Origin of the sequence: Enterobacter cloacae complex sp. 2024EL-00214 (genome assembly GCF_043945575.1) — a bacterium.
GTDB lineage: Bacteria > Pseudomonadota > Gammaproteobacteria > Enterobacterales > Enterobacteriaceae > Enterobacter > Enterobacter cloacae_P.
This window is the reverse complement of record NZ_JBIMRC010000003.1, coordinates 99,370-119,978: the sequence shown is the minus strand read 5'-3', so window position 1 is coordinate 119,978 and position 20,609 is coordinate 99,370. Positions and strand designations below refer to the sequence as shown.

Sequence of the window (20,609 nt, the reverse complement as noted above, 5' to 3'; positions counted from 1 at the left end):
TCACATATCAATTAATTTCAGGATATTGTCTCGCGCCGTGCGCTTTTAGGGCGAAATGCTGCTACCACTTTGTCGTCGGTTTCCACATACGGGCCATCCAGCAACTGTATACAATACGGTACACTTGCGAAAATCCCGTGCACGATCACGCTGCCATCGGCGGCTTTAAGCCCTTCCAGCGTCTCTTTGATCGACTTCGGCTGACCTGGCAGGTTCAGGATCAACGCCTGTTTGCGGATCACACCGACCTGGCGGGAGAGGATGGCGGTCGGAACAAAGTGTAGACTGATCTGGCGCATCTGCTCGCCAAAGCCCGGCATTTCGCGATCGGCAATCGCCAGCGTGGCATCCGGCGTCACGTCGCGGCGTGCAGGCCCGGTTCCCCCGGTGGTCAGCACCAGGTGGCAGCTCATTTCGTCCACCAGCTCACACAGCGTCTGCTCGATGATCGGCTGCTCGTCCGGGATCAAGCGGGTCTGAATTTCAAACGGGGTGGTCAGCGCACTGCCCAGCCACTCTTCCAGAGCAGGGAGGCCTTTATCCTGATAAACACCGCTGGAGGCGCGGTCAGAAATCGACACTAAGCCGATGCGTAAGGTATTCATATCCATTCCATTCAAATAATGCAGTTAAAGGGAATGATACACGCAGAGGGGAAAGACAGACAGAGTACGAAAGAAGTAGCGTGACCGGGAACCCGGTCACGCAGAATGATTACAGCAGGTCGCCGATCATTTTTTCCAGTTTGCCCTGGTCAACAGCAAACTTACGGATACCGTCCGCCAGTTTGTCTACCGCCATTGGATCCTGGTTGTGCTGCCACAGGAACTCAGATTCAGTGATGCGCTCTGGGCGTGCTTTCACTTCACCGGTGTAGGACAGTTTACGCTCGATTGCGCCTGCGCTTTCAGACAGCTCTTTCAGCAGTGCAGGTGCAATGGTCAGGCGGTCACAGCCAGCCAGCTCGATGATTTCACCAACGTTACGGAAGCTTGCGCCCATAACAACAGTCTCATAGCCGTGCTGTTTGTAGTATTCGTAGATTTCAGTAACAGAAACCACGCCTGGATCTTCTGCAGGTGCGTACTCTTTCTTGTCGGTGTTGGCTTTGTACCAGTCCAGAATACGGCCCACGAACGGAGAAATCAGGTATACGCCTGCTTCTGCGCATGCACGCGCCTGCGCGAAGGAGAACAGCAGGGTCAGGTTACAGTTGATACCGTCTTTTTCCAGCTGTTCTGCAGCGCGGATGCCCTGCCAGGTAGAAGCCAGTTTGATCAGGATACGGTCATTGCTGATACCCGCATCGTTGTACATTTTGATCAGACGTTTTGCTTTAGCAATAGACGCTTCGGTGTCGTAGGACAGACGCGCATCAACTTCGGTAGAGATACGGCCAGGAACCAGTTTCAGGATTTCCAGACCGATATTCACTGCCAGTTTGTCAGTTGCATCCACAACCTGCTGCGCACGATCGTTACTCTGCGCTTTCGCCCAGGTCACAGCGTCGTCGATCAGTTTGCGATACTCAGGGATCTGTGCGGCGTTAAGGATCAGAGAAGGGTTAGTTGTGGCATCCTGCGGCTGGTACAACTTCATTGCCGCGATATCTCCGGTGTCAGCTACGACAGTGGTGAACTGACGAAGGGAGGTCAATTTATCCGTCATGATAGTATTTCTCTTTTAACGTGCCCTGGATAATTCACGCTACCGACAGTAAGCCTGCAGCGGAAAAATGACAGGTTTACTTGTTAGGGGGGTGTAACCGGTCTGCCCTGATGATAACACGACGGAGGGGTAGCGCAACCGCAGACAGTGCGCTTAGCCATAGTATGATAAACTCACAATATTAACAGGCCGCTAAGTAACAGCATGCGCAATCAGTGGTAACGCTTACATATTCACCCCGGCATCAACAAGAGGGACGTTAATGCCTGATTTTTTCTCGTTTATCAATGAAATCCTCTGGGGTTCGATAATGATATATCTGCTGCTTGGGGCAGGTATATGGTTCACGCTACGCAGTGGTTTTATCCAGTTTCGTTATATTCGCAAGTTTGGCAAAAGTCTGAAAAACAGCCTCTCTCCGCAACCCGGCGGATTAACGTCATTTCAGGCACTCTGTACCAGCCTTGCGGCGCGCGTCGGCAGCGGTAACCTGGCGGGCGTTGCGCTTGCCATCAGCGCCGGTGGCCCGGGAGCCATCTTCTGGATGTGGATTTCGGCAATCATCGGCATGGCCACATCGTTTGCCGAATGTTCACTCGCACAGCTCTACAAAGAAAAGGACAAGAACGGTCAGTTCCGCGGTGGCCCAGCCTGGTATATGGCCAGGGGACTGGGGATGCGCTGGATGGGCGTCCTGTTCTCACTCTTTTTACTCATCGCTTACGGCCTTATTTTCAATACCGTTCAGGCAAACTCCGTTGCCCATGCGATGCGCTATGCGTTTCAGTGCCCGGAGTGGATAACCGGTGCCACGTTAGCCGCTTTCGCCCTGCTGGCTATCTCCACGGGGCTTAAAGGCATTGCGCGCCTGATGCAGTGGCTGGTACCCGTCATGGCGTTACTGTGGGTGAGCACCAGTCTCTTCGTCACCTTCATGAACATCAACCTGTTGCCGGATGTCATCGCCACCATCTTCAGGAGCGCCTTTGGCTGGCGAGAAGCAGCCTCTGGTGCGCTGGGTTACACCGTCAGCCAGGCGCTTACGGCTGGTTTTCAGCGGGGAATGTTCTCGAACGAAGCGGGAATGGGCTCAACACCCAATGCCGCAGCCACCGCCGCGTCGTGGCCTCCCCACCCTGCCGCACAAGGTATTGTGCAGATGATTGGCGTGTTTACGGATACCATGATGATCTGTTCCGCCAGCGCCATGATTGTGCTGCTGGCTGGCCCTCTTTCTCATTCATCCGGAACGGCCGGAATACAGCTGGTTCAGGAGGCGCTGGTCAATCTTACCGGTAGCTGGGGAGCCGGTTTTGTCTCGCTTATCGTCAGTCTGTTCGCCTTTAGCTCGATTGTGGTGAACTACGTTTATGCCGAAAACAACCTCATCTTCCTGAAGCTAGACTCCCGGAATATGCTCAGGCTACTGCGCCTGGGGGTGATACTGATGGTGATGGCCGGTTCCCTGCTCAGCATGCCGCTGGTCTGGCAGCTGGCGGATGTCATTATGGCGCTGATGGCGATCACTAACCTGACGGCGATTTTGCTGCTTTCTCCGGTTGTGACCCTTATTGCCCGGGATTATCTTCGCCAGCGCAAGCTTGGCGTTAAACCGGTGTTTAACGTCTCACGTTATCCGGATATTGCATCGCAAATCGCGCCCGACGCATGGGATGATTTGCCGCGGCAATAACAGCTATCGATCAATTCAGGGCGATTTTTTGCTAAAGTCGCTCTAAATTTCCTGCAAGGACTGGATATGCTGATTCTTATTTCACCTGCAAAAACGCTCGACTACCAGAGCCCGCTCGCCACCGGGCGCTATACCCAGCCCGAATTGCTGGACTATTCGCAACAGCTGATCCATGAAGCGCGCAAACTCTCCGCACCACAAATTGCTTCACTGATGAGCATCAGCGATAAACTCGCCGATCTTAACGCGACCCGCTTCCATGAGTGGCACCCGGACTTCACGCCGACCAACGCACGCCAGGCCATTCTGGCCTTTAAAGGCGATGTCTATACCGGCCTGCAGGCAGAAGAGTTCAGCGAAGCCGACTTTGATTTTGCCCAGCAGCATCTGCGTATGCTGTCGGGTTTGTATGGTGTCCTGCGTCCGCTGGATCTGATGCAGCCCTACCGTCTGGAAATGGGTATCCGCCTGGAAAACGCCAAAGGCAAAGATCTGTACCATTTCTGGGGCGATATCATCACCGACACGTTAAATGCAGCGCTGCACGCGCAGGGCGATAACGTGGTGATCAACCTGGCGTCCGACGAATACTACAAATCCGTGAAGCCGAAAAAGCTGGATGCGGAAATCATCAAGCCCGTCTTCCTCGATGAGAAAAACGGTAAGTTTAAGGTCATCAGCTTCTATGCCAAAAAAGCGCGTGGCCTGATGAGCCGCTTCATTATTCAGAACCGCCTGACGAAGCCGGAGCAACTCACCGGATTTAACAGTGAAGGTTATTTCTTTGACGAAGAAGCGTCGGGGAAAGGTGAGCTGGTGTTTAAGCGCCACGAGCAGTAAAACAAAACCCCGCCCACTGGCGGGGTTTGCATTAGTGATGCTTCCATTCAGGCCCCGGACGGTGGTCGTCGCGGTGGTCGTCATGGCGGTCATCATGTGGATGCCAGCGGTTATCGCGCCATTCATAATGCGCCCTCCACCAGTCATGGTCGCGCCAGTGGTCGCCATCCCAGTAGTGGCCACGATTATCCTGATCGCCAATCTGCAGTTTTACCGCAGGAACGAGGGTAATCTCAGCAGCCTGTACCGCCAGGGGAGCGAGTAGCATCAGCGAAAGAGCCAGCAGAGCAGGTTTCAGTTTAGACACAGGTGACTCCTTTTAATCTTGCCCAACGTGGGCCGATGTCAGGAGATTACGTGAGGGGAACGGGGGATGTTATTCTCTGCAATCCTAATCTCTAAGTGACCGCATTTATTGGGAATTTCTGCATTTTTCCTGCTTTTTTTCTCCTTAATTTCTCCATAAAAAAAGCCGGGTGGCGGCTGCGCCTGACCCGGCTTACAGTATTCGTCGACATTACCCGCGGGTCATCATCAACTTACGTAATGCAGCAAAATCCGCTGGCAGTTCGTGAGACAGCAGCGGCAGATCGGCACGGTCTGCCAGTTCTTTTGGCAGCGGCAGCGTTTCACCGAGGATCGCCTCTACGCTCTCTTTAAACTTAGCCGGATGGGCAGTCCCCAGGAACAGGCCATACTCTCCCGGATTGAGCTGATCGCGCAGCGCACGGTAGGCAATTGCCGCATGCGGCTCAGAGGTATACCCCACCGCTTTCAGTTCACGCATGGTGTCTTTGGTGGTTTCATCCGAGACTGCCGCATAACCCAGATCGCCCAGACGCCAGACCTTACGGCGGAACAGCTCTTCCACACGCGGCCAGTTGTTTGGCTGGCTCACATCCATTGCATTGGAGAGCGTCGCCTGCGTCGCATTCGGTGCCCATTTACCGTCTTTCAGGAAGCGCGGCACGGTGTCGTTGGCGTTGGTGGCGGCGATAAAGCGTTTCACCGGCAGACCCAGAGATTTCGCCAGCAGGCCAGCCGTCAGGTCACCAAAGTTACCGCTTGGCACAGAGACAACCAGCTGATTACGGGCTTCCTGCGGCAACTGCGCAACTGCTTCGAAGTAGTAACAGATCTGCGCCAGCAGACGGCTGATGTTAATGGAGTTCGCAGAATTCAGACCCAGCGCGACTTTCAACTCTTCATCATCGAAGGCCTGCTTGACCAGCGCCTGGCAGGCGTCGAAATCGCCGTCGATCGCCACGGTTTCAATGTTACCACCGAGGGTACAGAACAGTTTTTCCTGCAGCGGGCTGATTTTGCCTTTCGGGTAGAGGATCACCACGCGGACATTTTTCAGGCCGTAGAACGCATGGGCAACGGCTGCACCGGTGTCGCCGGAGGTAGCCGTCAGAATGGTTACCGGTTTGTCGCCACTGATGTGAGTCAGCATCTGCGCCATAAAGCGACCACCGAAGTCTTTAAACGCCAGCGTTGGGCCGTGGAACAGCTCCAGGCAACCGACGTCCTGCTCAACCTGGCTGACGGGAGCCGGGAAGGCAAACGCCGCACGCACGCGCTCTTCCAGCAGTTCCTGCGGGATTTCGTCGCCGATAAACGCGGACAAAATTTTGGTGCTGCGGGTAACAAAATCCTGCTTCAGCAGTTCATCAATATCCGTCAGTTGAAATTCCGGCAGGTCATGGGGGAAAAACAGCCCCTGATTTTTGCCCAGCCCCTGAGTCACCGCCTGCGCGAAGCTGACCTGCTCGTTATGATCTTTAAGGTTATAGAGTTTCATGCGTTATCCCAGTACTCGTGCGCCTGCCGTGTCCAGACGGCAAATATGAACAAAGCCTTCCTGATTTTGCAGGTAGTGTTTAGAGAGCCAGTCCGCCACGCGCTGCGCAGTGTCTGGTTTGTCGCACAGGGCGAACAGCGTCGGGCCGGAGCCGGAGATGCCGCACGCCTGCGCACCGATATCCATTGATGCCTGTCGCGCCTCATTAAAGCCTGGCAGCAGCTTAGTGCGATACGGTTCGGCAATCACATCCTTCATCAATTTAGCTGCCAGCTGCGGCTGACGGGTGTAGCAGGCATGAATAAAGCCCGCCAGATGACGCCCGTGGGCAATACAGTCCTGACGACGATACTGCGCAGGCAGGATCGCGCGCGCTTCAGCAGTGGACACTTTAATGCCCGGATAGGCCAGCACCCACAGCCACTCATCAAACCCTGGCACCTGCTGGCTAATGATGCCATTTTCTTCAATCATCAACTGCATGCCGCCGAGGAAGCACGGTGCCACGTTGTCGTAATGAATGCTGCCGGAGATACGGCCTTCCAGCTCACCCATTAAGCCCAGCAGGCGGTTATTATTCAGTGGTTTGCCGCAGTGTTCGTTCATCGCCACCAGTGCGGCGACCACGGAGCAGGCGCTGGAACCCAGACCAGAGCCAATCGGCATACTTTTTTCCAGCGTCATGGTGACCGGCACCTTTTTGCCAATCTCCTGACAGAAGCGTTCCCAGCACTGATATACGATATTCTCGCGTGGGTCGGATGGCAGTTTGCTGGCAAAACGGCCCACATTATTCAGGCTGAAGCTCTCCGCCGCCTCAACCGTTACCGTATCGCCCAGCAGTGAACCATCAACCGGCGTAACCGCCGCACCCAGCACATCGAATCCGACGCTCATATTGGCGCTGGAAGCCGGGGCATAAACTTTGACCATGTTAAACTCCTAACTTCCATGACAGGGTACGCAGCAGATCGGCAAAGACACCCGCCGCCGTAACATCGTTCCCTGCACCATAACCGCGAAGCACCAGCGGCAATGGCTGATAATAGTGGCTGTAAAACGCGAGGGCGTTTTCGCCGTTTTTGACTTTGAACAGCGGATCGTTGCCATCCACTTCGGCAATCTTCACGCGGCACACGCCATCTTCTTCAATATTGCCAACATAGCGCAATACCTTACCTTCATCACGGGCTTTCGCAACGCGAGCGGCAAAGAGGTCGTCAAGCTTTCCTAAATTCGCCATAAAGGCGCTGACATCACCGCTGTCATCAAATTCTGCCGGCAGTACCGGCTCAATCACAATATCCGAAAGCTCCAGCTCACGACCGGTTTCACGCGCCAGAATCAACAGCTTACGCGCCACGTCCATACCGGAGAGATCGTCACGCGGGTCTGGCTCGGTGTAGCCCAGTTCACGCGCGGCACGGGTCGCTTCTGACAGGCTCATTCCCTCATCCAGCTTGCCGAAGATAAACGACAGCGAGCCAGAAAGGATACCGGAGAAACGTTGCAGCTCATCCCCCGCGTTCAGTAGGTTTTGCAGGTTTTCGATAACCGGCAGGCCCGCCCCCACGTTGGTGTCATACAGGAACTTACGGCGCGACTTACTCGCCGCCAGGCGCAGCTGGTGATAGTACGCCATTGACGAGGTGTTGGCCTTCTTGTTTGGCGTGACCACGTGGAACCCTTCACGCAGGAAGTCTGCGTACTGATCGGCAACCGCCTGGTTCGAAGTACAGTCAACAATCACCGGGTTAAGCAGGTGATACTCTTTCACCAGACGGATCAGTCGACCCAGATTGAACGGCTCTTTCGCATCGTCCAGCTCCGCCTGCCAGTTTTCCAGATTCAGGCCATGTACGTTGGTCAGCAGCGCTTTGGAGTTGGCAATTCCGCAGACGCGCAGATCAATATGTTTCTTCTTTAGCCACTCCTGCTGACGCTTAACCTGCTCCAGCAACACACCACCCACTCCGCCTACGCCGATCAGGAACAGCTCAATCACCTGGTCGGTGTTGAACAACATCTGATGCACCACGCGTACGCCAGTGGTCGCATCGTCGTTATCCACGACGACCGAGATTGAGCGTTCGGATGAGCCCTGCGCAATGGCCACGATGTTGATATTGGCCCGCGCCAGCGCGGCAAAGAATTTGGCGGAGATACCGCGCAGCGTGCGCATACCGTCGCCCACCACGGAGATGATCGCCAGACGTTCCTGAATGGCGAGCGGCTCCAGCAACTCTTCTTTCAGCTCCAGGTAGAACTCTTCTTCCAGCGCGCGACGGGCACGCAGGCAGTCGCCCTGCGGCACACAGAAGCTGATGCTGTATTCGGAAGAGGACTGGGTGATCAGCACCACGGAGATGCCGTTGCGGGACATGGCTGCAAACACGCGCGCCGCCATGCCAACCATCCCTTTCATGCCTGGGCCGGACACGCTAAACATGGCCATATTGTTCAGGTTAGAAATGCCTTTCACCGGCAGGCCATCTTCATCGGTACTGGCCCCAATCAGCGTACCTGGTGCTTGCGGGTTACCGGTATTTTTAATCAGGCAAGGGATCTGGAACTGCGCAATCGGGGAGATGGTACGAGGGTGAAGCACTTTAGCGCCGAAGTAGGAAAGCTCCATCGCTTCCTGATAAGACATCGACTTCAGCAGTCTGGCGTCTGGCACCTGGCGCGGGTCACAGGTATAGACACCGTCAACGTCAGTCCAGATCTCACAACAGTCTGCACGTAAACAGGCTGCCAGCACGGCGGCGGAGTAGTCAGAGCCGTTACGGCCCAGCACCACCAGTTCACCCTTCTCGTTTCCGGCGGTGAAGCCCGCCATCAGGATCATATGGTCAGACGGGATTTTGCTCGCGGCAATGCGGCGGGTCGATTCGGCAATATCGACCGTAGATTCGAGGTAGTGACCTACCGCCAGCAGTTTTTCAACCGGATCGATCACCGTGACGTTATGACCGCGCGCTTCCAGCAGTCCCGCCATGATGGCAATCGAGAGTTTCTCACCACGGCAGATCAGCGCGGCGTTGATGCTGTCAGGGCACTGGCCGAGCAGGCTGATACCGTGCAGAACGTGTTTGATGTGGGCGAACTCTTGCTCAACGAAGGTTTTCAGCTGTGCAAGCGGGAAGCCGGGTTGAGCCTCCGCCAGACCCTGCAGCAGCTCGGCGAAGATACGCTCGGCATCGCTAATGTTCGGGAGTGCATCCTGGCCACCGATGGTTTTTTCAATCATCGCCACCAGATGGTTCGTGATTTTCGCCGGAGCAGAGAGCACGGTTGCAACCTGCCCCTGCCTGGCGTTGTTCTCCAGGATATCGGCAACACGCAGAAAACGTTCCGCATTTGCCACTGATGTACCGCCGAACTTCAACACTCGCATGGTTCTACCTCATTTCCTTTAGCCGAAAAAAAAGCCCGCACTGTTTGGGTGCGGGCTTTTTTCTGTTTTTCCTGTACGCGTCAGCCCGCATCGTTACCTGTGGTAATGATGGTGGTTGTAGTAATGGTGGTGATGCTGATGCGTTTCATGGATGTTGTGTACTCTGTCATTATTATCTGTCTGTGCTGTATTCTTTTAGGGTTAAAGGATCAGGCTCGTTAAGTCAATTAATTTTTAATTTGATCACAATTCGGGACACTTTCACGTCCCGCTGCTTGCAGATTTATTTTCATCCGATTCCCCCTGATACACCTCACGACATTAGACGGTTACGCCATAATAAAAAAATATGACAGCATTTTACTCGGCTAATTTTTTTTCAATATCGTGCAGCAAACGGTGCAACATTGCCGTGTCTCGTTGCTCAAGACGCCCAAGCCGCTGTTGTAACCAGTCGGCCATTTTGAGGTCATCCGCAACACCAAGCTGCGTTAACAGCGTTTGTGCACGCACACGCAAGGCGGCGAGCTGGTTCTCATCTGTCCCGGTCGGCTGAGCGGGTGCAGTTTGCATTAAAGATGCTAATTGATAGCAATAGACCATCACCGCCTGGCCCAGATTAAGAGACGGATAATCCGCCACCATCGGCACACCGGTCAGGACATCTGCCAGCTCCAGTTCTTCGTTGGTTAATCCAGAATCTTCACGGCCAAAGACCAGCGCCGCTTTCGTTAACCACTGGCTTCTCTCACGCAACACGGGAACCAGCTCAGCCGGTGTGGCGTAGAAATGAAACTTCGCCCGGCTGCGCGCCGTGGTTGCAACGGTAAAAGAAATATCGTGTAGCGCATCGGCGAGCGTGTCGTAAGTGGTTATATTATCAAGAATATCACCCGATCCATGTGCCACCCAACGGGCCGCGGGTTCCAGGTGTGCCTCGCTCCCGACAATACGCAAATCGGTAAAACCCATAGTCTTCATGGCGCGCGCCGCAGCGCCTATATTTTCTGCTCTGGCTGGGGCAACCAGTACAATCGACAGATGCATTTATGCTCTCTTTTTAATCAGTTAGCGGGTAAAAATGTGATGCGTCTCAACATATTACGCAGCACGAATTTACAAATTTGCAACAGAAATCACCGAAATAGCGCTTTTTAATAAATTAAAAATACTAAACTATTCTGAGGCTGAACAATCAGTTAGAATGTTAACAAATACTCATTATCCTTATGTTTTATAATGATAATGACCATATGAATACCTTTCTATGATTGGATTCGTATTGTTTATCAATCAATGTCCGCAACTAGTTGGTTTATTGAAAATTTGTGACAAAGGCTAGCATTCAGCTACGATGATTTCATCAAACTGTTAACGTGCTACAATTGAACTTGATATATGTCAACGAAGCGTAGTTTTATTGGGTGTCTGGTGTCACTTAGCCTGTTATGTTGCTGTTAAAATGGTTAGGATGACAGCCGTTTTTGACACTGTCGGGTCCAAAGGGAAAGTACCCACGACCAAGCTAATGATGTTGTTGACGTTGATGGAAAGTGCATCAAGAACGCAATTACGTACTTTAGTCACGTTAAGCCGGTCATGTTAATTTGCGACATGTATCAGGCAGGTCAGGGACTTTTGTACTTCCTGTTTCGATTTAGTTGGCAATTTAGGTAGCAAACATGCAGACCCCGCACATTCTTATCGTTGAAGACGAGTTGGTAACACGCAACACGTTAAAGAGCATTTTCGAAGCAGAAGGCTACGATGTCTTTGAAGCGACCGATGGCGCAGAGATGCATCAGATCCTTTCTGAAAATGATATCAACCTGGTCATTATGGATATCAACCTGCCGGGCAAAAACGGCCTTCTTCTGGCACGCGAGCTGCGTGAACAGGCGAACGTTGCGTTAATGTTCCTGACAGGCCGTGACAACGAAGTTGATAAAATTCTTGGTCTGGAAATCGGTGCGGATGACTACATCACCAAACCGTTTAATCCTCGCGAGTTAACCATTCGTGCACGCAACCTCCTGTCCCGCACCATGAACCTGGGCACGGTCAGTGAAGAGCGTCGTAGCGTAGACAGCTACAAATTCAACGGCTGGGAACTTGATATCAATAGCCGTTCACTGATCAGCCCGAACGGTGAGCAGTATAAACTGCCGCGCAGCGAATTCCGCGCGATGCTGCACTTCTGTGAAAACCCGGGCAAAATTCAGTCCCGTGCAGAGCTGCTGAAGAAAATGACCGGTCGCGAGCTTAAGCCACACGACCGTACCGTAGACGTGACTATCCGCCGTATTCGTAAACATTTCGAATCTACGCCAGATACGCCGGAAATCATCGCCACAATTCACGGCGAAGGGTACCGTTTCTGCGGAGATCTGCAGGAGTAATCCCGCAGTCAGACCATAAAAAAACGGCGCTTTTGCGCCGTTTTTTTTATTTCCAGATCCGCATTGTGTCGTCATCCGGGTTGGCCGGAGGCATCGGTCGCTTCGACTGCGAGAGTGAATACCAGTCGAAGTGACGGGTCAGATACATCACCGCAAACAGCGCCATTGCCAGAACAGCGGAACCCAGCAGTAACGCACTGTCCTCAGAACGCAGCAGAAACCACATCACCACATCAAGCCCCAGCAGAGCCAGCACAAACATTCCGCTTCGTTTCCAGCTTTTCAGCACTGCCTGCAGGTATACGCTATTCATCAACGCACCGACAAGGCTTGCAATAATCCAGGCGGGGGTAAATCCTGCGTGCTCAGACAACGCCAGTAATACCAGATAGAACAGCACCAGCGATAACCCCACCAGCAGATACTGCATCGGGTGCAGGCGCAGCCCGGTTAAGGTCTCGAAAACAAAGAAAGCCATAAAGGTCAGTGAAATCAGCAAAATTGCGTACTTAATCGCGCGGTCAGTCAGTTGATACTGATCGGCAGGTGTTGCCACCGTCACGCTAAAGGCCGGGATTTCAGCCCATTCAGGCGACTCATCGCCATGAAACCAGCTTTCCATATTGTTAGCAAACCAACTGCTCTGCCAGTTTGCCTGAAAACCAGAATCACCAATTTTGTGTTTCACCGGCAGATAGTCGCCCATAAAGCCCGGATGCGGCCAGTTGCTGGTAAGCTGCATTTCGCTATTACGTCCCACCGGGACAACCGCAAAACTACCGGTTCCCGCCAGGTTTAGCGACATCCCGAATGCAAACGTTTTTGTCTCAAGTGCTTTATCGGTCAGCGGGATATGAATACCGGAAAGCGTCCCATATACGCCTGAACCCGGCTCTACGTCTGGCGTCTCACCGTTGATATTTGCAACCTTCACCGTGCCAATTCCCCGGGCATCACCAACGCCGACAACGATAAACGGCTGCCCCAGGGTCACCGTTTCCCCTTTCAGTTGCGCCATTTTCTCTGTGTTAAATTGCGCGTTTATCTTCAGATCCGTGTTCCAGATTTGCCCGTCATAGATCCCAATATTGCGGGACTCTACGTGCTGGTTTCCTTCAACAAGCAGAGTTTCTGGCAGAATGAAGTGCATATAGCTTTTCTTGTATTCGACCTTCTTCTCATCCTCTAACTTGTAAAAGATCTCCGCCACCGGAATGGCAATCAACGGACCGACCAGTTTTTGCGGTCCACTGGTACTTTGACGAAGCGTGTTTTCGACATCGTTGCGGTAACTTTCACGCTCTGAAATCAGGTTACTGACCATAAACAACGGAACTAAAAGCAGCAGGATGCACCCCAGTAGGGTGCTTACTTTCCAGAACAGGGGGGATTTCATCATAACGTCTCCTTTGTGATGAGGAGAGCGTAACCAGGCTGTGTGGGGTCAGTTTGAAGTTATGTGAAGGGACGGTGAAGTGTCAGCGTGGCAATCACGCCCCCTTCTTCCCGATTGTGTAGACCGATCTCCCCTTGATGCAGACGTGCGACTTCCTGGACAAATGCCAGCCCAAGCCCGCTGCTCTTCAACCCGTTCTCACGCGGAAGCGAATAAAAACGTTCGAAAATACGCTCAAGCGCATAATCCGGGATCCCACTTCCGCTATCGGTGACAGTCAGTTGTACCTGCCTGTGCCCCTCTCTGGACGACAGTTCAATGGCTCCGCCCTGCGGCGTAAAGTCGATGGCGTTATCCAGTAAATTACCCAGCGCCTGTTCGAGCAGGTCCGCATCCCCCTCCACCTGTAACGCCGTGCTTTCACAGATCAGCGTGATATTTTTAGCTGCCAGTAGCGCCGAGCGCGCATCGCTCAGTCGCGTAAACAGCGTGTCGATACTGACACTCGCGGGGACAATCTCTACCCGATTTTCAAGCCGCGCCTGGGTGAGCAGTTTTTCAACCAGCAACTGCATGCGCGCATTTTGTACCAGAATATTATCGATAAACCGCGCGGCCACCTGCGGCGGTGGCTGCTCGGAGAGAATTTCTGCCGCGCCTCGAATGGCCGCGATCGGGCTTTTCAGCTCATGGGTGAGGGCGTGAACATAGTGTTCAATATAGTTTTTCCCTTCCAGGCGAATACGCATGTTCTCCAGTGCCTGCGCCAGTTTGCGCAGTTCACTGCTGCCGGGGTCAGGTAACGGCAAAGGTATATCATTGCTCACGGAATCGGCATAGCGCGAGAGGGTACCGATCGAGCGGTTGATCCACGCTGCCACCACCAACCCTATCAGCAAAGCAATACCGAGCAGTGCCCCTCCTGCCCACAGGATCCGTCGCTCGCTACGGTGGATGACGGGTGCCATCGCGCTATTGGGTTTCCCCACAGAGAGCACACCAATGATTTTGCCCTGATCCACAACGGGCGCAGCAACATACATCACCGTGCTCTCTGGATCACCCGGACGGCTCTGGGTACTACGTGCCCCGTATTCCCCGCGAAGCGTCAGCCAGACATCATTCCATCGCGAGTAATCTTTACCCACGGCCAGACCAGCAGAATCAAACACCACCCTGCCCTGCGCATCGGTCATGTAAACGTGATACTCGTTACGGACTTTTTGAATGCCGCCGATACTGGCGCGAAAAGGGTGCTGATGGAGCAGTGAAAATGCCTGCGCCAGTTTGCCTTGTTGCGCATTACCCGAGAGCACATCATCACGCCCCACTTCGGCCAGTAAAGTGGCGGTATCGATTAGCGTGCCCTCGGTTGCCCTGCGAACGCCAGGCTTCACTTCCTGAACAAAGATCGACAGCACAAACCACGCGGCGATAGCCACAATCAGGAAGTACCCCAACAACAACCGCATCCCAATGCGCATTAATAAAGCCCCAGACTATAGCCCATACCCCGATGGGTGCTGATGGGTGAAAGCGTCTCGTTCACCGTTCGCAGCTTGGCACGCAGGGTCTTGATGTGGGTATCCACGGTACGATCGAAACTGTCGCCGTCTTCGCCCCACACCTTGTCCATTAACTGTTGACGGGAAAATACGCGCCCCGGTGCCTGTAACAAGGTTTTGAGCAGCAAAAACTCGTAGCGGGTCAGGGGCAACGGTTCGTCAAACCAGCTAATTTGCGCAGCAGGTTCGTTCAGTTCAAACTGGCCGATACGAACAATCTCTGTGGGTGCGGCCGACTTTTGCATCCGTCGTAAAATTGTCCGCACCCGCGCGCACACTTCTCGTGGGGAGAAAGGTTTGGCGACGTAATCATCCGCCCCCATTTCAAGGCCAAGCAACTTGTCCACTTCATCACTGCGCGCTGTCAGAAACAGTATCGGCAGTGACGGATGCTGCGCCAGCAACTGACGGCACAGCTCAAAGCCGCTGATATCCGGCAACCCGACATCCAGAATGGTGAGCGCGGGAACCTGCCGCCGCGCCTCCTCCAGCACCGGTAAGCCCCGTTCAAACGTCTTTACCGCAAACCCCTCCTGCTGGAGCATATAGACCAGCGTATCAGCGATGCTGATTTCGTCTTCAACCAGCCAGACCACAGGTTGTTGCATGGTTCGTCCCTGAATTAATGCCACGGCATAATCGGCACTGCACTCAGCGCGTTTTTCGGCGAACCATCGACCACTTTATCGGAGTAAGCCAGATATGCCAGAGCGTTACGTTTTGCATCGTAAAAACGCACAACCTGCAGTTTTTTGAACACCAGAGAGGTCCGTTTCTGGAATACCACTTCCCCCTGAGCTTTACCGTTTTTGATTTTATCGCTCAGCTCAACCGGGCCAACCTGCTGGCACGAAATGGCCGCGTCTGAGGTATCTTCCGCCAGCCCCAGACCGCCTTTAATACCGCCCGTTTTCGCCCGGCTGATGTAGCAGGTGACGTTTTGCACGTCCGGATCGTCAAACGCCTCCACCACGATTTTGTGGTCCGGACCAAACATTTTAAACACGGTATCGACGGAGCCGATCTGCTCTGCCTGGGCGATGCGCCCCACCATCAACATCAACGCGGTAAAGAGTAAAGTCTTGTATTTCATATTGTTACCATTCTTTAAATTTACGCTGGGTGATTATTCAACACTTTAGATAAAAATGTAGCAAGATCACAGGATTAGAATATATTTGCCCAAAATATGCGGCAAAAGGCATTTATGTGCAAAAAAAACACTGAATGCTAAAACATCAAAAAATGCTATTATCCGCTAACCTGTTATCAGGTACCTGCTGTTTTAAGGATGAGGATAGTATATGGATCAGGCTGGAATTATTCGCGACCTGTTAACCTGGCTGGAAGGTCATCTTGACCAGCCTTTGTCACTGGATAATGTGGCGGCTAAAGCAGGCTATTCCAAGTGGCATCTGCAGAGGATGTTCAAGGATGTCACCGGTCATGCTATCGGTGCCTATATTCGCGCACGTCGTTTATCAAAGTCTGCTGTGGCGTTGCGCCTGACCGCGCGCCCGATTCTGGATATTGCCCTGCAGTATCGTTTCGATTCGCAGCAAACGTTCACCCGCGCCTTTAAAAAACAGTTCTCGTTGACGCCAGCGCTGTATCGTCGCTCGCCAGACTGGAGCTCATTTGGTATACGTCCGCCGCTACGCCTGGGCGAATTTGCGATGCCAAAATATGAAATACTCACCCTGCCTGAGACCCACTTGATCGGCACAACGCAGAGTTACTCCTGTTCTCTGGAGCAGATTTCCGAGTTCCGCCATCAGATGCGCGTTCAGTTCTGGCGTGATTTCCTGAGTCATGCCCCGGCCATTCCGCCGATTCTGTACGGTCTCAACGAAACGCATCCAAGCCAGGAAAAAGACGACGAGCAGGATGTGTTCTACACCACCGCATTAACGCCTGAGATGGCAAATGGCCACGTTCAGGGTTCTAAGCCGGTCGTGCTGCAAGGCGGCGAATACGTGATGTTCTCGTATGAAGGGCTGGGGACGGGCGTGCAGGAGTTTATCCTGACCGTTTACGGAACCTGCATGCCAATGCTGAATCTGAATCGCCGTAAAGGTCAGGATATTGAGCGTTACTACCCGGCAAAAGATGCAAAACCGGAAGAAGGCCCTATCAATCTGCGTATGGAATTCTTGATCCCGATACGCCGTTAACGCTGCAGTTCATCGAGTGCAGGGGCATCAAGATGCGAAATGTCCCCTGCCATCTCCACCACCCAACCCGACGCCAGCCACAGACTTTCCTGATAATCGATACGGGAAATCGAGCAGTTGCGCAGGCGCAAACGACGTTCAGCATAGGCCGGTAACCCCAGAATGGTGCTGACCAGGCAGCCCAGCGCGATACCGTGACTCACCAGCAGCGGACGGCTCCCCGCCGGAAGCTTCAGGCATTCTGCCAGTGCCGCATGCATACGCACGCTCAGTTCCTGCATGGATTCACCTTCAGGAATACGGCCATCTTCAGTACCGTTCACCAGCGTGCGACGCCAGTCCTCTTCTGCTTTTGTCAGCGTATCAATATGGCGTTTTTCCAGTACGCCCATATCCAGCTCGCGCAGGCGCGGCTCAAGCATGACGTCACACCCGCAGGCATCCGCGATAATGCGTGCAGTCTGCTGCGTGCGACCTAAATCGCTTGAAATAACATGAGTAATGCCCAGCGTTCTGGCGCGTTCCGCCACCTGCCACGCTTGCTGCACACCCTTTTCGGTAAGAGGACTGTCTGACTGGCCTTGAATACGTCGCTCGGCGTTCCACTGCGTTTCACCGTGGCGAACAAGGTATACCTGTAACATGCTTTTTTTCCGTTATACTGCGATGAGTTTTTTTTGAATCGAGCTTAATTATGCACCATGTTGTCTCTGCTACCACTAATCCTGCCAAAATTCAGGCAATTCTAAGGGCATTTGAAGAGATCTTCGGCGAAGGATCCTGCCATATAGACGCCGTCGGCGTCGAGAGTGGTGTTCCCGAACAGCCGTTTGGAAGCGAGGAAACACGCGCTGGCGCACGAAATCGCGTGGCCAATGCAAAGGCGGTCTCCCCAAATGCTGACTTCTGGGTGGCGATTGAAGCGGGAATCGACGACGGTGCGACGTTTAGCTGGGTGGTGATCGAGAGCCGCGAACAGCGTGGTGAGGCACGTTCGGCAACGCTACCGCTGCCGGCAGTCATTCTGGAAAAAGTGCGTGAGGGCGAGGCGCTCGGGCCGGTGATGTCACAGTACACCGGCATTGATGAGATTGGCCGTAAGGAAGGGGCAATTGGCGTCTTTACCGCGGGCGCGCTGACGCGTTCAGGCGTTTATCACCAGGCGGTCATTCTGGCACTGAGTCCGTTCCATAACGCGATTTATCGTTGAATGCCTGTTCATCACCGGATGACGGTTTCACCTTATCCGGCCGACGAAAAGCACCGTCAGGCGTTATGTAACAGAACCTGTTCCAGCCACTGACGCAGCTCAACCGGCGCAGACTTCAGGCTGTTTGAACCACGGGTAATGGTCGCGATGCCCGCGCCCAACTCATTTTTCAGCTCACGCTGGCTCATCTCGCCGCGCAGCAACTCTTCAATGATCCGCACGCGCGTGCCCAACGCTTCACGCTCATCGGGCGTCAGCATCAACTGCAAAAGCGGTAAATGCAGATCCTTGTCATATGACTGGCGAAGCAGCTCCACAAAACGAAGCCACTCCTGATGACGTTGTTCGGCCATCGCCGAGGAATACGGGGAATGCTGGGTCATGTTATGCCGCCTGTTGTACTCATTAGCGAGTACAGCATAACACAACCCACGCCGATCAGTAACGTCTCTGCCACTCCGTATCGCTCATCAGCGTATCTTTCTGCCCCAGGAAGTAACGGTAGTAGGCATCATACGCCAGCACGTTCTTCACATAGCCGCGCGTTTCCGAGAACGGAATGCTCTCAACAAACGCCACGGCATCAATGCGCCCGGCGCTGTTACCCAGCCATGTGCGCACGCGGCCAGGACCTGCGTTATACGCCGCCGAAGAGAAGATACGGTTATTGCCAAACTGCTGATAAACATACTGCAGGTAGCTGGTACCGATATTGATGTTGGTATCCGGATCCAGCAGTTGTGACGGACTGCTGTAGCCAGGGATATTAAACATCTTCACCGTGTGCGTCGCCGTACCTGGCATAATCTGCATCAGGCCGCTGGCTCCCACCGGGGAACGCACTTTCGGGTTCCAGGCACTCTCCTGACGGGCAATCGCCATTGCGTAGCTCTGCGGGATATCTTTGCCGCTGGTATAGCGATCGAACAGATCTTTGTAAGCCAGCGGGAAACGCTCCTCAAGATGATCCCACAGCTTACCCGCGATCGTTGCCTGCACGCTCAGATCCCACCAGTGGTTATCAAAGGCGTAGCGGGCTAACTGCGCTTTCTCGTCCATCGTCCGGCTGGTGACAAGGTTGGCCCACTCACTGCGCGCGGTGTTATCCATATTCCAGTACATCAGCTCGCGAACGCGCGCCATCTCTGGCCCCTGCGTTAACGCTGGATTAGCGCTGGCCGGAGCTTTATCAATACGGAAGGTGTACTCCTCACCCAGACGCTGCGCCGCCGCCATCGGGTAAAAACCGCGCTGCTGCATCAGAGAATGGAGGATCTCTTTGGCTTCCTCATCACGACCTCGCTCCAGCAGCAAATCAGCCTGCCAGTAACGCCATTCGTCTTTCTCTTTGGCTTCCATTGGCAACCGTGCAAGCCAGGTATTAAGCCCACGGCGATCGCCCGTACCCAGCGCCATGCGCACGCGACGCTCCACCAGCGATGTGGAGTTTGAACGCATAACGGCATCATCACGCCAGCGAGCCTGTTCATCGGTCACATCGGTACCCATCAGTCGCCACGCCACAATGTCGCGCAGCTCCTGAGTTTGATCTTCATTAAGCTGCTGTGCCTGCACCAGCTGTGGGATCATTAGCCGCGCGTTTTCGACATCATCACGCGCCACACTGGTAAAAGCGACTGCCGCCATCTGGCGGGTAAAATCAGTCGCCCCCGTGCTACGCGCAAAGGTCAGCACCGAGTTGGGATCGTTCGCCAGCCCAATCACCGCAGTGGAAATTGCCTGATAATCCGATGGCATTTGCCCCGCCAGCGCGGTGACCAGACGCGTATTCCCGGCCTTCATCGCCAGGCGAATGCGTTCAAGGTAAGACAGTGGATCTTGTTTGCCAGAGGCACGCCATGCGCCAAAGAGCGAATCACAGGCATTAGGCTGATCTTTCCCGGTCAGCCACAGCTCTTTGGCTCCGATCCAGGCTTCTTCCTGCTGCCCCGCGGCCCATTTGGCGTAGTAATAGTTACACTGGGCTTCTGCTGTATTCGGCTTTTCCGGGCTGAAGGCCAACAGTCCACGCCAGTCTTCACGGCGCGCCAGTTCGTTCACAAAACGGGACTGCAGGGTACGCGCAGGTGGCAGGGTTGGGTTCGCCTGGATAAAATTATTCACGGTGACGGTGGGTTGGTTCATGAGATCGTCAGTAATCTGGCGATACTCCAGATACGGATACAGTGGATAGTCTTTTAACGTCGGCATTAACGCCTGTACGGTATCCATCTGCTTGTTATCCCACGCCTGTTTAATCTGGGCGTAGCGACTACGTTGTTCATCCAGTGAATCGGCATGCACCGCCTGGCTTACCGCCATTACGCATACGCTGGCAGCCAGCAGACGCCAGACCACCTGTTTGGCTTTTTCCACAAGCTCTTCCTCATTGTTTTTTCGTCAATTGCAGCGTCTTGCCACGTCAAAGTCTAATCAACTTATGCTAACCAGGCATCCGGCAAC

Annotated in this window: 21 protein-coding genes and 1 other annotated feature; of the genes, 5 read left to right on the top strand and 16 right to left on the bottom strand. The window is 53.8% G+C overall.

All coding sequences use genetic code 11. The annotated features are described in order from the left end of the window. Positions 1–17: 17 nt before the first annotated feature. Together mog and tal are read right to left on the bottom strand one after the other, a co-directional pair. The gene (mog, locus tag ACHHZ6_RS04775) at positions 18–605 is read right to left on the bottom strand and encodes a molybdopterin adenylyltransferase (RefSeq protein ID WP_182273685.1); all 588 of its coding nucleotides are present in this window, start codon (positions 603–605) and stop codon (positions 18–20) included. Between the two features lie 109 nt (positions 606–714). Beyond that, positions 715–1,668: a transaldolase gene (tal, locus tag ACHHZ6_RS04770; protein WP_182273684.1), complete on the bottom strand. Its 954-nt coding sequence runs from the start codon at positions 1,666–1,668 to the stop codon at positions 715–717. Between the two features lie 262 nt (positions 1,669–1,930). Here tal and ACHHZ6_RS04765 point away from each other — a divergent pair, with 262 nt between their 5' ends. Together ACHHZ6_RS04765 and yaaA are read left to right on the top strand one after the other, a co-directional pair. Further along, a complete protein-coding gene (locus ACHHZ6_RS04765) occupies positions 1,931–3,361 on the top strand; it encodes a sodium:alanine symporter family protein (protein ID WP_196390795.1) in 1,431 nt (476 codons plus the stop codon). Between the two features lie 66 nt (positions 3,362–3,427). Continuing rightward, on the top strand, positions 3,428–4,201 hold the full coding sequence (gene yaaA, locus ACHHZ6_RS04760) for a peroxide stress protein YaaA (protein WP_182273682.1): 774 nt from the start codon (positions 3,428–3,430) through the stop codon (positions 4,199–4,201). Between the two features lie 31 nt (positions 4,202–4,232). Here yaaA and ACHHZ6_RS04755 read toward each other — a convergent pair whose 3' ends face one another. The 7 genes from ACHHZ6_RS04755 to yjjY form a co-directional block, all read right to left on the bottom strand. After that, positions 4,233–4,508, bottom strand: a complete 276-nt coding sequence (locus tag ACHHZ6_RS04755) for a DUF2502 domain-containing protein (RefSeq protein WP_395121860.1) — start codon at positions 4,506–4,508, stop codon at positions 4,233–4,235. Between the two features lie 210 nt (positions 4,509–4,718). Further along, on the bottom strand, positions 4,719–6,005 hold the full coding sequence (thrC, locus tag ACHHZ6_RS04750; RefSeq protein WP_182273680.1) for a threonine synthase: 1,287 nt from the start codon (positions 6,003–6,005) through the stop codon (positions 4,719–4,721). Between the two features lie 3 nt (positions 6,006–6,008). Further along, a complete protein-coding gene (thrB, locus tag ACHHZ6_RS04745) occupies positions 6,009–6,938 on the bottom strand; it encodes a homoserine kinase (protein ID WP_182919381.1) in 930 nt (309 codons plus the stop codon). Between the two features lies 1 nt (position 6,939). Then, entirely contained in the window at positions 6,940–9,402 is a 2,463-nt protein-coding gene (gene thrA, locus ACHHZ6_RS04740; RefSeq protein WP_182273678.1) for a bifunctional aspartate kinase/homoserine dehydrogenase I, read from the bottom strand. A gap of 24 nt (positions 9,403–9,426) precedes the next feature. Continuing rightward, positions 9,427–9,544, bottom strand: a sequence feature (Thr leader region). Then, positions 9,483–9,551: a thr operon leader peptide gene (gene thrL, locus ACHHZ6_RS04735; RefSeq protein WP_072039575.1), complete on the bottom strand. Its 69-nt coding sequence runs from the start codon at positions 9,549–9,551 to the stop codon at positions 9,483–9,485. (Overlaps the previous feature by 62 nt.) Before the next feature lie 211 nt (positions 9,552–9,762). Continuing rightward, on the bottom strand, positions 9,763–10,449 hold the full coding sequence (locus ACHHZ6_RS04730) for a tRNA/rRNA methyltransferase (protein ID WP_395121859.1): 687 nt from the start codon (positions 10,447–10,449) through the stop codon (positions 9,763–9,765). Positions 10,450–10,848: 399 nt separating this feature from the next. Further along, entirely contained in the window at positions 10,849–10,989 is a 141-nt protein-coding gene (gene yjjY, locus ACHHZ6_RS04725; RefSeq protein WP_001541509.1) for a protein YjjY, read from the bottom strand. Positions 10,990–11,084: 95 nt separating this feature from the next. On the opposite strand from yjjY, the gene arcA reads away from it, so the two are divergent. Beyond that, positions 11,085–11,801 carry a two-component system response regulator ArcA gene (arcA, locus tag ACHHZ6_RS04720; protein WP_003856501.1) on the top strand — a complete coding sequence of 239 codons (717 nt, stop codon included), beginning with the start codon at positions 11,085–11,087 and terminating at the stop codon, positions 11,799–11,801. Positions 11,802–11,847: 46 nt separating this feature from the next. On the opposite strand, the gene creD is transcribed toward arcA, so the two are convergent. From creD to creA, 4 genes are read right to left on the bottom strand one after another with little or no spacing between them, the layout of a single operon-like run. Then, complete coding sequence (creD, locus tag ACHHZ6_RS04715) at positions 11,848–13,200, bottom strand: cell envelope integrity protein CreD (RefSeq protein ID WP_395121858.1); 1,353 nt, start codon at positions 13,198–13,200, stop codon at positions 11,848–11,850. Between the two features lie 56 nt (positions 13,201–13,256). Beyond that, positions 13,257–14,681 carry a two-component system sensor histidine kinase CreC gene (gene creC / locus ACHHZ6_RS04710; protein WP_395121857.1) on the bottom strand — a complete coding sequence of 475 codons (1,425 nt, stop codon included), beginning with the start codon at positions 14,679–14,681 and terminating at the stop codon, positions 13,257–13,259. After that, positions 14,681–15,370, bottom strand: coding sequence for a two-component system response regulator CreB (creB, locus tag ACHHZ6_RS04705; RefSeq protein WP_395121856.1), 690 nt, complete (start codon positions 15,368–15,370; stop codon positions 14,681–14,683). Before creB ends, creC begins: the two co-directional genes overlap by 1 nt. Positions 15,371–15,384: 14 nt before the next feature. After that, positions 15,385–15,855 (bottom strand): protein CreA, encoded by a 471-nt coding sequence (gene creA / locus ACHHZ6_RS04700; RefSeq protein ID WP_395121855.1) that lies wholly within the window; start codon positions 15,853–15,855, stop codon positions 15,385–15,387. Positions 15,856–16,066: 211 nt separating this feature from the next. On the opposite strand from creA, the gene robA reads away from it, so the two are divergent. Beyond that, the gene (gene robA / locus ACHHZ6_RS04695; protein ID WP_395121854.1) at positions 16,067–16,936 is read left to right on the top strand and encodes an MDR efflux pump AcrAB transcriptional activator RobA; all 870 of its coding nucleotides are present in this window, start codon (positions 16,067–16,069) and stop codon (positions 16,934–16,936) included. On the opposite strand, the gene gpmB is transcribed toward robA, so the two are convergent. Next, positions 16,933–17,580: a 2,3-diphosphoglycerate-dependent phosphoglycerate mutase GpmB gene (gene gpmB, locus ACHHZ6_RS04690; protein WP_182273671.1), complete on the bottom strand. Its 648-nt coding sequence runs from the start codon at positions 17,578–17,580 to the stop codon at positions 16,933–16,935. The two genes, robA and gpmB, sit on opposite strands and share 4 nt — an antisense overlap. A gap of 50 nt (positions 17,581–17,630) precedes the next feature. Between gpmB and yjjX the strand changes: the two genes are divergently transcribed. After that, complete coding sequence (yjjX, locus tag ACHHZ6_RS04685; RefSeq protein WP_182273670.1) at positions 17,631–18,146, top strand: inosine/xanthosine triphosphatase; 516 nt, start codon at positions 17,631–17,633, stop codon at positions 18,144–18,146. A 56-nt stretch (positions 18,147–18,202) separates the two neighbouring features. On the opposite strand, the gene trpR is transcribed toward yjjX, so the two are convergent. After that, on the bottom strand, positions 18,203–18,529 hold the full coding sequence (trpR, locus tag ACHHZ6_RS04680) for a trp operon repressor (protein ID WP_182273669.1): 327 nt from the start codon (positions 18,527–18,529) through the stop codon (positions 18,203–18,205). A 55-nt stretch (positions 18,530–18,584) separates the two neighbouring features. Continuing rightward, entirely contained in the window at positions 18,585–20,522 is a 1,938-nt protein-coding gene (gene sltY, locus ACHHZ6_RS04675; RefSeq protein WP_182273668.1) for a murein transglycosylase, read from the bottom strand. Between the last annotated feature and the right edge of the window lie 87 nt (positions 20,523–20,609).

Coding starts and splice junctions, on each gene's coding strand:
- thrC (WP_182273680.1), bottom strand. CDS start 6,005: ATGAAACTCTATAACCTTAAAGATCATAACGAGCAGGTCAGCTTCGCG.
- trpR (WP_182273669.1), bottom strand. CDS start 18,529: ATGACCCAGCATTCCCCGTATTCCTCGGCGATGGCCGAACAACGTCAT.
- creA (WP_395121855.1), bottom strand. CDS start 15,855: ATGAAATACAAGACTTTACTCTTTACCGCGTTGATGTTGATGGTGGGG.
- ACHHZ6_RS04730 (WP_395121859.1), bottom strand. CDS start 10,449: ATGCATCTGTCGATTGTACTGGTTGCCCCAGCCAGAGCAGAAAATATA.
- tal (WP_182273684.1), bottom strand. CDS start 1,668: ATGACGGATAAATTGACCTCCCTTCGTCAGTTCACCACTGTCGTAGCT.
- thrA (WP_182273678.1), bottom strand. CDS start 9,402: ATGCGAGTGTTGAAGTTCGGCGGTACATCAGTGGCAAATGCGGAACGT.
- yjjX (WP_182273670.1), top strand. CDS start 17,631: ATGCACCATGTTGTCTCTGCTACCACTAATCCTGCCAAAATTCAGGCA.
- ACHHZ6_RS04765 (WP_196390795.1), top strand. CDS start 1,931: ATGCCTGATTTTTTCTCGTTTATCAATGAAATCCTCTGGGGTTCGATA.
- arcA (WP_003856501.1), top strand. CDS start 11,085: ATGCAGACCCCGCACATTCTTATCGTTGAAGACGAGTTGGTAACACGC.
- creD (WP_395121858.1), bottom strand. CDS start 13,200: ATGATGAAATCCCCCCTGTTCTGGAAAGTAAGCACCCTACTGGGGTGC.
- robA (WP_395121854.1), top strand. CDS start 16,067: ATGGATCAGGCTGGAATTATTCGCGACCTGTTAACCTGGCTGGAAGGT.
- gpmB (WP_182273671.1), bottom strand. CDS start 17,580: ATGTTACAGGTATACCTTGTTCGCCACGGTGAAACGCAGTGGAACGCC.
- mog (WP_182273685.1), bottom strand. CDS start 605: ATGAATACCTTACGCATCGGCTTAGTGTCGATTTCTGACCGCGCCTCC.
- thrB (WP_182919381.1), bottom strand. CDS start 6,938: ATGGTCAAAGTTTATGCCCCGGCTTCCAGCGCCAATATGAGCGTCGGA.
- creC (WP_395121857.1), bottom strand. CDS start 14,681: ATGCGCATTGGGATGCGGTTGTTGTTGGGGTACTTCCTGATTGTGGCT.
- yaaA (WP_182273682.1), top strand. CDS start 3,428: ATGCTGATTCTTATTTCACCTGCAAAAACGCTCGACTACCAGAGCCCG.
- creB (WP_395121856.1), bottom strand. CDS start 15,370: ATGCAACAACCTGTGGTCTGGCTGGTTGAAGACGAAATCAGCATCGCT.